Raw genomic sequence first — 14,091 nt, 5'->3', positions numbered from 1 at the left:
TCATTTTTCCGATTTAGGTTTTAATATAACGCGAACCCGCTTGGCATCGGATTCCTGATCGCCCGCTTTGACAATTGAGTTTCGACTGTCGTAACGAATGATGTCGCTTGCATAGGTATTGCCCTCTTGCCAAACCACCGCCTCCTTGATCAGTATTAATAAATTCTGCTTAGGATAATATTCGCCGGTCAACGCCTTACCGGTGATATCACCGCCGTTATCGGGGGTTTGCTGAAAACGGGCCGGTTTTCCGGTCGCAACCAACTTATCGACATCGCCGTCTTTAAAATATACAACCAATTTATCAGACCAAACCTTAAGACTACCCTGGGTCGAAACAACATTCCCTGTGTAAATACTAACCCCGGCATTATCGTCGTAGGTTGCTGCGTTCGAGTCGATATAAATCGGCTGGTCGGCATCGCTTTTCAACGCCAAACCGGACGAACTATAAGCGATTAAAATCGAAAAAATGATCCCGTAACAGGTTTTTTTATGGTTATTTTGTCTCATATTTTCCTCTAACCTTGGAAAACAACTCTATCCGGATAGGCGTGCTGTAATAGAGTTTCATCCCTATACCTTCCGTCCTGTTCGGAGGACTAAGCAACTCAGCCCATTCATCGGTTTCCGCGTAATTAATCTCCGGCTGAACACGCACATTCGAACTATTGATTTTCATCGCCCTGGAACCGGGCCCAGCCTCTCTAGCAACAACAGCTTTTCCATTCATCAGAATAAGTTTCTTATCGCTCGAAACAATTCCGGTTTCCGACTGGATCACCCAAGGCGGGACGCCCGGGTTCATAATAGTCATAACCGGCTTCTGCAGGTGCGTGGTTCCGTCGTCATTATAGTGCGTCAAGGTATCGGCAACCAATTTGCTCTTGAGCCGACCTGTAACATCCATCTCCCATTTAGCATAGCCGGTACTAAAATAATCGACGGTATGAGGAGACTTCTCGAGCGCTATGACTTCTTCATCAACTGCCGTCAACTGTAACAACCACCAACTTACAATCGCCAGCAATACACCATAAATATAGAGTCGAAGATTGCTTTCCGGCATAACTAGTACAGGTACTCTTCAAGAACGGCAGCAAAAGTCCCCTGGGCCTGCATAATCAAATCGCACACCTCCCTGACCGCGCCTTGACCGCCCGGCAGCGTCGTACACCAATGAGCACGTTGCTTGACGGCAAAATTCGCGTCCTCGACCGCAATCGCCAAACCGACCCGCGACATGATCGGCAAATCCAGCAAGTCATCTCCAACATGCGCCGCTTCAGCCGGATCGATAGCCAATGCTTGAACAAGCTCCTCAAAGGCCGTGATTTTATTTTCATACCCTTGATAAACATGCGTTATCCCGAGATTTTTCATCCGCAAAGCCACCGAATTCGACTTTCGCCCGGAAATCACCGCCACTTCAACGCCGGTTTGACGCAGTAATTTTATTCCGTGACCATCCCGGGCATGAAAACATTTATATTCAACGCCTTGATTATCGAAAAACAAGCGGCCATCAGTCAGTACGCCATCGACATCGAGAATCAATAATTTCAGCCGGGCGGCTTTGGCCAATATTTTTTGCATTTCTCGGCTCCTGGTATTAAACAATTCCGGCATGAATCAAGTCATGCATACTTAATGCACCGACCGGCTTGTGAGACTCATCATTAACGATCAAGGCATTGATTTTTTTTTGCTGCATAATCTGCATCGCTTCGGCAGCTAGAATATCGGCGTCGATCGCGGTAAAGTTTCGAGTCATCGCTTCACCGATACGTGTTCCGTGCACATCGTGACTTTTTTCCAAGAATCGTCTCAAATCGCCATCGGTAAAAATGCCGGCACTCTTGCCGAAGCGATCGACAATCACGGTCATGCCCATTTTTTTCTCGGTCATTTCCAACAAGGCCTCTGTAATCAAAGCCGTTTCCGGAACAATCGGAATTTCATCGCCGGTATGCATGATATCGCTGACCATCAACAACAAACGCCGCCCTAAACTTCCCCCTGGATGCGATAACGCAAAATCATCTCGGGTAAATCCTCTTGCCTCCAGCAATGAAACCGCGAGAGCATCGCCCATCACCAACGCTGCGGTCGTACTGGAAGTCGGCGCCAACCCTAAAGGACAGGCCTCTTGACGAACGCTAACATCGATATGCGCCGTGGCGAATTTCGCCAATGTAGATTCGCGATTGCCGGTCATCGCTATCAACGGCACGCCGATGCGTTTGATGATCGGTAAAATGGTAATGACTTCGCCGGTTTCGCCCGAGTTAGAGAGGGCTAAGACTACATCCTGAGCTGTTATCATGCCTAGGTCGCCATGACTGGCCTCACCAGGATGCACAAAAAAAGCCGGCGTCCCGGTACTCGCTAAAGTAGCGGCAATTTTACCCGCAATATGACCGGATTTGCCCATTCCGGTCACAACAACTCGCCCTTTACAATTAAACATTAAACGACAAGCCAAAATAAAATCGTCATCGATCCGTTCCGCCAAAGCAGTAACAGCATCGCCCTCGACCTGAATAACCGCCAAGGCCAGTTTTCGCAATTCGGGTTCGTGAATCATCATATTATGCGCTCTAACCTGTTATGCACTCTAACCTGCGATTGTACTTTTAAATACTAGCCATTGATAAGCGCCGTAGCTTGATAACAAAAACACTCCCTCCCATCGATTGATTCTCCTCGATTTGAAAAAACCGAATACGAATACAAAAAACGCCAATGTCAATGCCAACATCATCGGAAAATCCCGAGACAAAACACTTTCATTTACCGGTCCTGGGGCAATCAATCCCGGCAACGAATAGACAGCTAGCAAATTATACATATTCGAACCGATCACATTGCCGACCGCCAAATCGGTCTGCCGCTTTAATACGCTCGCCGCCGATGCCGCTAACTCCGGCAAACTCGTTCCCATAGCGACTAGCGTCAAGCCGATAACCAAATCGCTGACACCTAATGCATTCGCAATATTGACCGAAGCCCACACCAGGAGTCTCGAACTGATTAACAGCCCCAACAAACCGATAATCGTAATAAACCAGGCTAACCGCATAGAACACATCGGTAATGGCATTGCCAATGTATCGTTAAAATCGCCGTTTTTTGATTGATCAAGGCCATTTCGAACCAACCAAGCAATAAAACATACCAGTCCGACCATTAAAATAATGCCGTCGCTCCGCGACAACCCGTCAAAAGCAAGACCGAAGCACAATAAACTTGTTATTAATAAGAGCTGCAACTCCCGACGTAACAGTTTTGTCCGAAAAGTCAACGGCATGATTAGTGCGCAACAACCTAATATTAGCCCGATATTCGCGATATTCGACCCCAATGCGTTGCCGACGGCAAGGCCCGCATTACCTTGCCATGATGCTAAACCTGAAACCAACACCTCGGGAATCGAAGTCCCAAAACCGACGACAGTCAAACCGATTAACAAGGCCGAAACGCCCCAATTTTGTGCAATCGCTGCCGCACCATCGACAAATGTATCCGCCGAATACACCATTAACGCCAAACTTGCAATCAAAACGATAGAATCGCACCACATAAGATATTAAAGAGGGCAAAATTGGCGCATTATGACACGATTAAGACGCCGATGTCCCTAGCACGCTCAACTCTGTAAGGATAAAACCTAAAATATTTGCCTATCTATAAGGCAGTTCATCGTTTATTAAGTAAGCGGTAAACAGTAAGCCGGCAGCAGAGAATCGTTTACAGAGGCATCTCGACCGAATAACCTCCCGAGATGTGAGTATGCAGTCCCACAGTCATTCTCGTTCCCATGCTCTGCGTCACTGCGATTAAGTTAAGCCTTCTTCCCCCTTTGAAAAAGGGGGATTGAGGGGGATTTATTAGAAAAATCTCCCCCAGCCCCTCGGCAATTGCTCCTGCATTGCCCTACCTCCTGCATCCTTGCAGTCGTCTTTTTCAAAGAGGGGAGTAAAACTCCAGGATCTTAACTTAATGGCAGTGATGCTCTGCGTGAGAATGCCTGAGTACCGCTCCAGCGGGACGAGACGCTAGAGCGTCTCAGACTGCGTTCCCACGCTGGAGCGTGGGAACGATAGGGGGGTGTGAATAATTACCCCGAGATCGCACTTTCCGCTCCATTCCCTATTCCCTATTCCCTATTCCCTATTCCCTATTCCCTATTCACTGTTCACTGCTTACCACTCACCACTCACTAATAAATCCCTCAATCAGTTGACTTATACTTAGCTTGTCGGCCAAAATACTCGGTTTAGATTTTCCGACAGGGTTATCATCAGGCATGGATAACAGCGATATCTCGGCCGACAGTTTAATATCCGTCCGTAACCTTTCATTTTCGCGCGGCAACAGAAAAATATTCGACGATATTTCTCTCGATATCGCGCGCGGCAAAATTACCGCGATCATGGGCCCTAGCGGCACGGGTAAAACCACGCTGCTCAAGTTGATTGGCGGACAACTTATCCCGGAACAAGGCTCTATCGTTGTCGATGGACTTGACGTTCATCAATTGCGGCGCAAGGAATTATTCCATTTACGCAAACGCATAGGCATGCTGTTTCAAAGCGGTGCATTATTAACCGATATCAATGTCTATGACAATGTCGCGTTTCCGCTTCGCGAACACACGCACTTAACAGAGTCGATGATCCGGACCTTGGTATTAATGAAACTCCAGGCCGTCGGTCTGCGCGGCGCCCGAGACCTAATGCCGAACGAACTTTCCGGCGGCATGGCCAGACGCGTGGCGCTCGCCCGTGCAATCGCGCTGGATCCGATGATGATCCTCTACGACGAACCGTTTACCGGGCAAGATCCGATTTCGATGGGCGCACTCGTTCACTTAATCAAATCACTCAATACCACATTGGGATTAACCAGCATCATCGTCTCTCACGACGTTGCGGAAACGTCGGCAATCGCGGACTATATCTATGTTATTTCCGACGGAAAAATCGCAGGACAAGGCACCCCAAAGGAAATCGAAGCATCGGAATCGGCATGGGTTCAGCAATTTATGAAAGGAGACCCGGACGGTCCCGTGCATTTCCATTACCCCGCACCGAACTACATCGAAGACTTACTGGCTTCCTCACAATCGCCGTCTCGAATCGCTGTCAAACAAAAAGCCAAAAAAACAGACGAATCCTTGAACGCTAAGGGATTGAAAAAAACGCCTTCCCGTAAACGCGGACGTTCGCGCTATCGCCGCGAGGATTAACATGCTGCATTTTTTACAAAAATTGGGCTCATCGACCCGCACCAATTTCGCCAAACTCGGTCGAGCTACTTACTTTCTCGGGCACACGTTGACCGGTATTGTGGATGTTGCACTAAGGCCCAGGCTGCTGCTTAACCAACTTCATTCAGTCGGCGTACTGACATTTTTGATCATAACGATATCCGGTCTGTTCGTCGGCATGGTCTTAGGACTTCAGGGTTACAATATACTGTCGGATTTCGGTTCGGAGGAAGCACTTGGCATCATGGTAGCGGCATCACTGGTTAGAGAACTAGGCCCTGTGGTTACCGCATTGTTGTTCGCCGGGCGTGCCGGTTCCGCCCTGACTGCCGAAATCGGCCTGATGAAAGCGACCGAACAGTTATCCGGCATGGAAATGATGGCGGTCGACCCGGTCAACCGCATTATTTCGCCACGCTTTTTCGCGGGCTTCCTGTCTATGCCCCTGTTGGCGGCATTATTCAGTATGGTCGGCATTCTTGGCGGACACATGGTCGGCGTCGGACTGCTCGGCGTCGATGACGGCTCTTATTGGTCGCAAATGCAAGCGAACCTGGATTTTTATGACGATATCGTCAACGGCGTCATTAAAAGCATAGTCTTCGGTTTTGCCGCCACCTGGATCGCATTATTCGAAGGTTACGATGCCGTACCGACCGCGGAAGGCGTTAGCCGCGCGACGACCCGCACCGTGGTCAATTCCGCATTCGCCATCCTCGGCCTGGACTTTATTTTAACCGCCATGATGTTTGGAGACATTTAGCATGCAGCATACCCGCACCCAGGATACATTGGTCGGACTGTTCGTCGCGGCCGGTATCGTCGCCCTATTTTTTCTGTCTTTGCAAGTCAGTAATATTCGATCCTTCATGCCTGCGGATACCTATGTCATCACCGCACGTTTTAGCAATTCAGGCGGCCTTAAAGTAAAATCGCCGGTCTCGGTCGCGGGCGTAAGAATCGGTCGCGTTAGCAACATCTATATCGATAAAGAGACTTACGAATCGGTCGTGGAAATGAGCATCGAATCGAAATACGATACCTTGCCGGAGGACTCCTCGGCTACGATCTACACTGCGGGACTTTTAGGTGAACAATACATCAACCTCGACCCAGGCGGCTCTTTCGATTATCTAAAAAACGGCGACCGAATCGAAATCACGCAATCCGCAATCGTACTGGAGGAAGTGATAGGCCGATTCTTGTTCCAAAAAGCGGAAGAATAAACGGTGAGTGCGATTAATATCACCCAACAAAGCCCCGGCATATTTTCTGTTGCAGGCGATCTAACCTTAGTCAGCATCGATAAAAAAACCGTCGAATCGTTAGCATTTTTAAAGTCGGCACATTCGGTAAGCATCGATCTTGCGCAGGTAACAAACACTGACAGTGGCGGCTTGGCATTATTGATCGAGTGGATTAAATTTGCCCGCGACAACCGGGTTGAACTTAAATTCAGAAACATCCCCAAACAACTTTTGACACTGGCAAAATTAAGCGGACTGGAAACAACCGAATACTTTGCCGCCGCCCTGCCCGAATAGGCGATTAACCTGTTATATGAGAACACACAGTCCATGGATAAATTACTGATCAAAGGCGGCGTTCAACTGTCCGGAGAACTGCGCATTTCCGGCGCTAAAAACGCAGCCCTGCCGATCATGGCCGCCACACTGCTTTCGGACCAACCGGTTAATCTTGGCAATATCCCTCATTTGCATGACATCACCACCACGATGGAATTGCTAGGCCGCATGGGCGTCCAGTTGATGGTCGATGAAAAAATGAATATCGAAATCGACAGCCGTTCGATTACCAATTTCGAGGCGCCCTACGAACTGGTTAGAACGATGCGCGCATCGATTTTGGTGCTCGGCCCCCTGCTGTCAAGATTCGGCGAAGCACATGTCTCGCTTCCCGGGGGGTGTGCGATTGGTACGCGTCCGGTCGATATACACCTGGACGGTCTTGCCAAAATGGGCGCCGACATAAAAGTCGAAGGCGGCTTTATCCATGCCAAAGTCGATCGTCTAAAAGGCTGCCGACTAGTGCTCGAACAAGTCACCGTGACCGGCACCGAAAACTTATTGATGGCGGCAACGCTAGCCGAGGGAACGACGATTATCGAAAATGCGGCGAGAGAACCCGAAGTTTCCGACCTTGCGCACTTTTTGAATGCGCTAGGCGCACGCATCAAAGGCATCGGTACCGATATCCTTGAAATCGAAGGCGTCGATAGACTGGGTAAAAAAGACCTTCACTACACCATCATGCCGGACCGTATCGAAACAGGCACTTATCTGATCGCCGCCGCCATTACCCGCGGCAAAGTTAAACTAAAAAGCACCCGTACCGACATTCTTGACGCCGTTCTCTCGAAGCTAACGGAAGCCGGCGCAGAAATCACCACAGGTCCCGACTGGATTGCATTGGACATGCACGGCAAACGACCGAAAGCCGTATCGGTGCGCACGGCGCCTTATCCGGCATTTCCAACCGACATGCAAGCACAATTCACCGCGATGAATACGATTGCCGAAGGCGTAGGCATTGTGACCGAAACGATCTTCGAAAACCGTTACATGCATATCCAGGAAATGCAACGCATGGGCGCCAATATCAGACTGGAATCAAACACTGCGATTTGCTCCGGCGTCGACAAACTAAACGGAGCCCCGGTCATGGCAACCGACCTGCGCGCCTCGGCCGGCTTGGTCTTGGCCGCATTAGCCGCCGAAGGCGAAACGCTGGTCGACCGAATCTATCATATCGACCGCGGCTACGACCATATCGAAGAAAAACTGTCACAACTCGGCGCGATCATTCGCCGTGTTCCAAACTAACGCTCATGAAGGCCAGGCAGTCGCCCCGTCAAATGAAAGTGCGAACTGTGGTGGGTGCGGTCACTCGCCCGACAGGACGCCGTGAATACGTCCATGTAGGCTCGACGGCGGCGACTGATTGCCATGGATGGCATGAATGCAGATTTTGCAGGAGCAAAAATCTGCCCTGCCGCCGACGCCTGTCGATCGAGCAACCGCACCCTCTTCGGAGCCCACATTTGCTCTGCCGAGCTTCGTTTATCGAAAAATTAGATAAAGAACCCAAATCAACGAACTTTCACAGTAAGGTTTCAACATGTTAACAATCGCCGTATCGAAAGGCCGAATCTACGAAGAAGCACTGCCTTTACTGGAAGAGGCCGGCATCCGTCCGGTCGACGACCCGAAAATTAGCCGCAAATTGATTTTGCAAACCACCCGTGACGATGTGCAATTGGTGATCATCCGAGCCACCGATGTCCCGACCTTCGTCGAATACGGCGCGGCCGACATGGGGATCGCCGGCAAAGACGTCCTGCTCGAACACGGAGCTGAAAGCCTTTACGAGCCATTGGATTTGAATATTGCAACCTGCCGGCTGATGACTGCGGCCCATAAAGACGCGCCGAATATTACCCGCCGCGTGCGCGTTGCGACTAAGTATGTCAAAACGGCCAAGAAATATTTCGCCGAACTGGGCGTACAGGCAGACATCATCAAACTTTACGGCTCGATGGAACTTGCGCCGCTGGTCGGTCTCGCCGACTGTATCGTCGACCTGGTCGATACCGGCAATACCCTAAAAGCCAACGGACTCGAGCCGCGCGACTTGATCATGAATATCAGTTCGAGACTGGTCGTCAATAAAGCCGCAATGAAGATGAAACACCAAGCAATCCAATCCCTGCTCGATCAATTCGAAAAAACCCTGGCCAAGAGGTAACTCCATGACCGATTTTTCAATAAACCGACTCGATACCGTCGACTTGGATTTCGAACGCCGTCTGAAATCCTTGCTGGATTGGAACGAACAAGACGACTTCGAGATTCAAAAGCAAGTCTTAGATATCATTGCCGCAGTCAAAAAGTCGGGCGATCAAGCCGTCATCGATTATACGAATCGCTTCGACCGACGCAGCATTCAGGCGGCAAACGAACTAGAAATCAACAAGGAAACCCTAAAAACCGCTTGGGACAAACTGCCAAGTGCGCAAGCCGAAGCTCTCGATACCGCCGCGCGTCGAATTCGCGCTTATGCCGAAAAACAAACCATGGCATCCTGGCAATTCAGCGAAGAAGACGGCACGCTACTCGGCCAAAAAATCACCCCGTTGGACCGAGTTGGCCTTTATGTTCCGGGCGGCAAAGCCGCTTATCCATCCTCGGTACTGATGAATGCAATACCGGCTAAAGTTGCCGGCGTTCCTGAATTAATCATGGTCGTGCCGACGCCATTAGGCGAATCCAATCAGCTAGTATTGGCAGCAGCTTATCTGGCCGGCGTCGACCGGGCTTTTTCGATTGGCGGCGCGCAAGCGGTCGCAGCGCTCGCATACGGCACCGAAACGGTCCCGGCCGTCTGCAAGATCGTCGGCCCCGGCAATATCTATGTCGCCACAGCGAAAAAGATGGTATTCGGTCAAGTCGGCATCGACATGATCGCGGGACCGTCCGAGATATTAATCATTTGCGACGGCCATACGGACCCGGACTGGATTGCGATGGACTTGTTTTCACAAGCCGAGCACGATGAAAATGCGCAGTCGATCTTGTTGTCCGATAGCGCCGAATATTTAGACGCCGTTGAGCGCAGCATCTTAAAATTATTGCCTGAAATGGAACGAGCCGAAGTCATTAAAGCTTCACTGTCCGGCCGTGGCGCACTCATCAAGACTGCCGACCTCGATGAAGCCGCCGAAATCGCCAATCGTATCGCACCGGAACATCTCGAATTGTCGGTCGCCGACCCGGACTCGCTGTGTGCGAAAATCCGCAATGCCGGCGCGATTTTCATGGGCCGCTATACCGCGGAAGCATTAGGAGATTATTGTGCGGGACCTAATCACGTGTTACCGACATCCGGCACGGCAAAGTTTTCATCGCCGCTCGGCGTCTACGACTTTCAAAAACGTTCGAGCCTAATCAATTGTTCTGAAGCTGGCGCCGATACGCTAGGCAAAACCGCCTCGATTTTGGCTCGCGGAGAAAGCTTAACCGCGCATGCTCGATCGGCGGAATATAGAATCAAATCGTAACGACTCGGAATTGTCATATAAATACCCCGGATTCATAATATAAGAATCCGGTGCAATCCGTTAGATCGACATGGCCTTGATTTTTTATCGATTAACCTGCGACAAGCCCCAGCCATCACTCTGAATACCGTTGACTTGACTCATGCCACAACCCCATTTTATTAGCTCTATTTTCCGTAAAGAAGTGCTGGACCTATCGGCCTATAAAGTCGCCGATGCCGGCCGACTGATCAAACTCGACGCAATGGAAAATCCTTATCGCTGGCCGGAACCGGTCATAAAAGAATGGCTCGACGTTATCAAAGAGGCCGAAATTAATCGCTACCCGGACCCTGAAGCACGTAGGCTAAGCGCTACCCTGAAAAAGATCGATAGTATTTCCGGGAACTTAGAGATGCTGCTCGGCAATGGCTCGGACGAAATCATTCAGTTGCTACTGATGGCCTTGCCGACACACGCAAAGGTACTATCGCCATCGCCAGGCTTCGTGATGTATCGACAATTGAGCCGATGCCTCGGGCTCGATTATATCGACATTCCCCTACAATCCGGCGATTTCGACCTGGATTTGCCGGCCATGCTTGAGGCAATCGACAAACACCAGCCTTCGCTTATTTTTCTGGCCTACCCGAACAACCCCACCGGCAACCTGTTTAGCGAAACCTCTATTAGAAAAATTATCGAAGCGTCCCCAGGACTGGTCGTTGTTGATGAAGCCTATGCGCCATTCACCGACCAAAGCTTTATCGATGTACTCGGCGAATATAGTAACTTGCTGGTGATGCGCACTCTCTCGAAACTCGGTTTGGCCGGTCTTCGTCTTGGCTACATCGTCGGAGAATCCTCTATTATCGGTGAATTGAACAAAATCAGATTGCCTTACAACATCAATACGCTGACTCAAATAACGGCCGAATTCGCGCTGAACAACAGCGATTTATTCAAGCAACAAACCGTACAAATTCGAAGCGAAAGAAGCCGGGTATTGCACGAAATACGTTCGATCGAAGGCATCACTACCTACCCGAGCGAAGCTAATTTCATTTTATTTAGAACGCCGCCCGATCAAGCCGCGTCGCTCTTCGAAATGCTTAAGACAAAAGGCATCTTAATCAAAAACCTGTCGCCTCAAGGCGGCTTACTACTGGATTGCCTTCGCGTTACAATCGGCACGCCCGAGGAAAATGACGCCTTTTTACAAGCGTTATATTCAAGCTTCGAACAACTGAGAATTTCGTAACAAATAGACCCATCGTAGATCAAAATTCGGCACCGGGGCGCCCGTCAAAGGCCCAGTACCTAAATTCCTCAGCCCATTGGCTATGGTTAACTATCTAGGATAATTTAGTTAGGAATATGCACAAAATAACTTCTACAAGTAGTAGGCTTTGCGGAGGTTCAGTGACTCGCTTGACAGGTGTCGGCGGCAGGGATAGCCGCCGTCGAGCCTACAAGGACGTATCCACGGCGTCCTGTCGGGCGAGTGACCGCACCCTAACCAACCCCTCGCACTTTAACATTTACTAGAGTGATGATAGCTTCTTTATGAACGCTACTGTGAGAACACGCGAACCTAAGCGGGAGGAGTTGCTCGCGATCGACAGGCATACCCCGTACCCAGAATACGGCGAAATGCCTCAAACCGGGAATTGCTGTTATAACTGCTTCAAATTCCGCTAACTATAATGGTATATTGCCATGTCGAAAACTATAAAAATCAAGTATACGAGGCTTAGCCTTTACCAGGAGTGCAATTAATGAATATTGAAGGCGTCGATAAATCCAAGCGCCAGTTTCTAACCTCGGCGCTGACCGTGGTAGGAGCTGTCGGTACCGGCTATATTGCGGTTCCCTTTCTCGCGCAAATGCAACCCAGCACAAAAGCTATGGCCGCAGGCGCGCCGGTCACCGTCGATATCAGTAAAATGGAACCGGGACAGCTAATCCGTGTTGCTTGGCGCGGTAAACCGGTTTGGCTTCTTAACCGCACGCCGGAAGTGCTGGAAACACTGAAAACATTGGACGACCAACTCAGAGACCCTCAGTCTTCAGAATCCATACAACCGGTGTACACCAAAAACCCTACTCGCGCATTGAAACCGGAAATTTTTGTTGCCGTCGGCTTATGCACGCATTTGGGCTGTTCGCCCACCTTCCGGCCTGAAATCGCACCGGCCGACTTGGGACCCGACTGGAAAGGCGGTTTTTTCTGCCCTTGCCACGGCTCTTGGTTCGACTTGGCCGGTCGGGTTTTTCGTGGTGTACCGGCTCCGACCAACCTTGAAATTCCACCCTATCGCTATATTAGCGAAACTCAGATCATCATTGGCGAAGACACCGTGGAGACAAGCGTATGAAAACGAACCGCTGGACTGACTGTGGCAACTGGGTACTGGATCGTTTTCCGCTGACAAAGTTCTGGAACGAACACATGGCGCATTATTATGCGCCCAAGAATTTTAACTTTTGGTATTTTTTCGGCTCGCTCGCCTTGCTGGTGTTGGTCAATCAATTCGTTACCGGCATTCTGCTGACGATGAACTACAAACCGGACGCCAAATTGGCCTTTGACTCGGTCGAATACATCATGCGCGAGGTTCATTGGGGCTGGTTAATCCGCTACATGCACTCGACCGGTGCTTCGGCATTTTTCATCGTGATCTATCTACATATGTTTAGGGGCTTACTATACGGTTCTTTTAAACAGCCTCGCGAACTGATCTGGATATTCGGCATGCTGCTGTTTGTCGCTTTGATGGCCGAAGCGTTCATGGGCTACTTGCTTCCTTGGGGGCAAATGTCTTACTGGGGAGCCCAGGTCATCATTTCGCTATTCAGCGCGATCCCTGTCGTCGGAGAAGAACTTTCATTGTGGATCAGGGGCGACTATGTCGTATCCGATGCAACACTGAACCGATTCTTTGCCTTTCACGTCATCGCAGTACCTTTGGTTCTGGTATTGCTGGTATTGCTGCATATCATCGCATTACACGAAGTCGGCTCGAATAACCCGGACGGCATCGACATCAAAAAACACAAGGATGCCAACGGAATACCCTTGGACGGCATTCCATTCCACCCTTACTACACTGTCAAAGACTTGGTCGGCTTCGCGGTCTTCATGTTCTTTTTTGCAGTCGTTATTTTTTATATGCCGGAACTGGGAGGGTTCTTCCTCGAACACGCCAATTTCATACCTGCCGATCCATTGAAAACGCCGGAACATATCGCTCCGGTCTGGTATTTCACCCCCTTCTACGCGATTCTGCGCGCGGTTCCGGATAAGTTTGCCGGCGTCATTGCGATGGGTGGATCCATTGTCGTGCTGTTTCTATTGCCATGGTTGGACCGCAGCGAAGTCAGATCCATCCGTTATCGCGGAGGCATCTATAAAAAAGCGCTTCTACTTTTCGTAATTAGCTTTATCGGCCTAGGCTATCTGGGCACACAACCTGCAACGCCCAGCGCTACCGCCGTCGCACGCGTTTTAACGGCGATTTATTTCGGCTTTTTCCTACTCATGCCGATTTACACCCGCTGGGAAAAAACCAAGCCTGTACCGGACCGTCTAACCGAACAACCTAGCCTCGAGGATCGAATACCGGATCTTGTTGAAACTTTCAATGAAGTCACGGTGAAAACCGAGGGCAAATCCGGCCTGTTCAGCAGAAAACTCAATTACCAAGGGTTATCCGCCGTTAGCATCCGTTTTTTAAAAAGAATTAAAGGCAGCTTGGATTAA

15 protein-coding genes are annotated in these 14,091 nt (G+C 49.9%); 10 read left to right on the top strand and 5 right to left on the bottom strand.

The window, feature by feature from the left end:
• Genes lptA through ACRJJO_RS13230 form a run of 5 tightly spaced genes read right to left on the bottom strand, consistent with a single transcriptional unit; the run spans position 1 to position 3,583 of the window.
• The gene (gene lptA / locus ACRJJO_RS13250) at positions 1–513 is read right to left on the bottom strand and encodes a lipopolysaccharide transport periplasmic protein LptA (protein WP_404357799.1); all 513 of its coding nucleotides are present in this window, start codon (positions 511–513) and stop codon (positions 1–3) included.
• Entirely contained in the window at positions 500–1,069 is a 570-nt protein-coding gene (gene lptC / locus ACRJJO_RS13245; RefSeq protein WP_431066186.1) for an LPS export ABC transporter periplasmic protein LptC, read from the bottom strand. The genes lptA and lptC overlap by 14 nt, the downstream gene beginning before the upstream one ends.
• Positions 1,070–1,071: 2 nt before the next feature.
• Complete coding sequence (gene kdsC / locus ACRJJO_RS13240) at positions 1,072–1,596, bottom strand: 3-deoxy-manno-octulosonate-8-phosphatase KdsC (RefSeq protein WP_431066185.1); 525 nt, start codon at positions 1,594–1,596, stop codon at positions 1,072–1,074.
• 16 nt (positions 1,597–1,612) lie between these two features.
• Complete coding sequence (locus tag ACRJJO_RS13235) at positions 1,613–2,590, bottom strand: KpsF/GutQ family sugar-phosphate isomerase (protein WP_431066184.1); 978 nt, start codon at positions 2,588–2,590, stop codon at positions 1,613–1,615.
• 27 nt (positions 2,591–2,617) lie between these two features.
• Positions 2,618–3,583: a calcium/sodium antiporter gene (locus tag ACRJJO_RS13230; RefSeq protein WP_404357807.1), complete on the bottom strand. Its 966-nt coding sequence runs from the start codon at positions 3,581–3,583 to the stop codon at positions 2,618–2,620.
• Positions 3,584–4,309: 726 nt separating this feature from the next.
• Between ACRJJO_RS13230 and ACRJJO_RS13225 the strand changes: the two genes are divergently transcribed.
• The 10 genes from ACRJJO_RS13225 (at position 4,310) to ACRJJO_RS13180 (ending at position 14,091) form a co-directional block, all read left to right on the top strand.
• Complete coding sequence (locus tag ACRJJO_RS13225) at positions 4,310–5,251, top strand: ABC transporter ATP-binding protein (protein WP_431066201.1); 942 nt, start codon at positions 4,310–4,312, stop codon at positions 5,249–5,251.
• A 1-nt stretch (position 5,252) separates the two neighbouring features.
• The gene (gene mlaE, locus ACRJJO_RS13220; RefSeq protein WP_431066183.1) at positions 5,253–6,035 is read left to right on the top strand and encodes a lipid asymmetry maintenance ABC transporter permease subunit MlaE; all 783 of its coding nucleotides are present in this window, start codon (positions 5,253–5,255) and stop codon (positions 6,033–6,035) included.
• Position 6,036: 1 nt separating this feature from the next.
• Positions 6,037–6,498, top strand: a complete 462-nt coding sequence (gene mlaD / locus ACRJJO_RS13215; RefSeq protein ID WP_341327563.1) for an outer membrane lipid asymmetry maintenance protein MlaD — start codon at positions 6,037–6,039, stop codon at positions 6,496–6,498.
• Positions 6,499–6,501: 3 nt separating this feature from the next.
• On the top strand, positions 6,502–6,816 hold the full coding sequence (locus ACRJJO_RS13210; RefSeq protein WP_431066182.1) for an STAS domain-containing protein: 315 nt from the start codon (positions 6,502–6,504) through the stop codon (positions 6,814–6,816).
• A gap of 33 nt (positions 6,817–6,849) precedes the next feature.
• Positions 6,850–8,115, top strand: coding sequence for a UDP-N-acetylglucosamine 1-carboxyvinyltransferase (gene murA, locus ACRJJO_RS13205; RefSeq protein ID WP_431066181.1), 1,266 nt, complete (start codon positions 6,850–6,852; stop codon positions 8,113–8,115).
• A gap of 295 nt (positions 8,116–8,410) precedes the next feature.
• A complete protein-coding gene (hisG, locus tag ACRJJO_RS13200) occupies positions 8,411–9,037 on the top strand; it encodes an ATP phosphoribosyltransferase (protein WP_431066180.1) in 627 nt (208 codons plus the stop codon).
• A gap of 4 nt (positions 9,038–9,041) precedes the next feature.
• A complete protein-coding gene (gene hisD / locus ACRJJO_RS13195; protein ID WP_431066179.1) occupies positions 9,042–10,349 on the top strand; it encodes a histidinol dehydrogenase in 1,308 nt (435 codons plus the stop codon).
• A gap of 142 nt (positions 10,350–10,491) precedes the next feature.
• Positions 10,492–11,589: a histidinol-phosphate transaminase gene (gene hisC / locus ACRJJO_RS13190; RefSeq protein WP_431066178.1), complete on the top strand. Its 1,098-nt coding sequence runs from the start codon at positions 10,492–10,494 to the stop codon at positions 11,587–11,589.
• 517 nt (positions 11,590–12,106) lie between these two features.
• Positions 12,107–12,706, top strand: a complete 600-nt coding sequence (petA, locus tag ACRJJO_RS13185; RefSeq protein WP_404357822.1) for a ubiquinol-cytochrome c reductase iron-sulfur subunit — start codon at positions 12,107–12,109, stop codon at positions 12,704–12,706.
• Positions 12,703–14,091, top strand: coding sequence for a cytochrome b (locus tag ACRJJO_RS13180; RefSeq protein ID WP_404357824.1), 1,389 nt, complete (start codon positions 12,703–12,705; stop codon positions 14,089–14,091). The genes petA and ACRJJO_RS13180 overlap by 4 nt, the downstream gene beginning before the upstream one ends.

The sequence above is a fragment of the Methylotuvimicrobium sp. genome (genome assembly GCF_050611805.1).
GTDB lineage: Bacteria > Pseudomonadota > Gammaproteobacteria > Methylococcales > Methylomonadaceae > Methylotuvimicrobium.
Note: the sequence above shows the minus strand (reverse complement) of the source record. Positions and strands in the feature narration are given on the sequence as shown.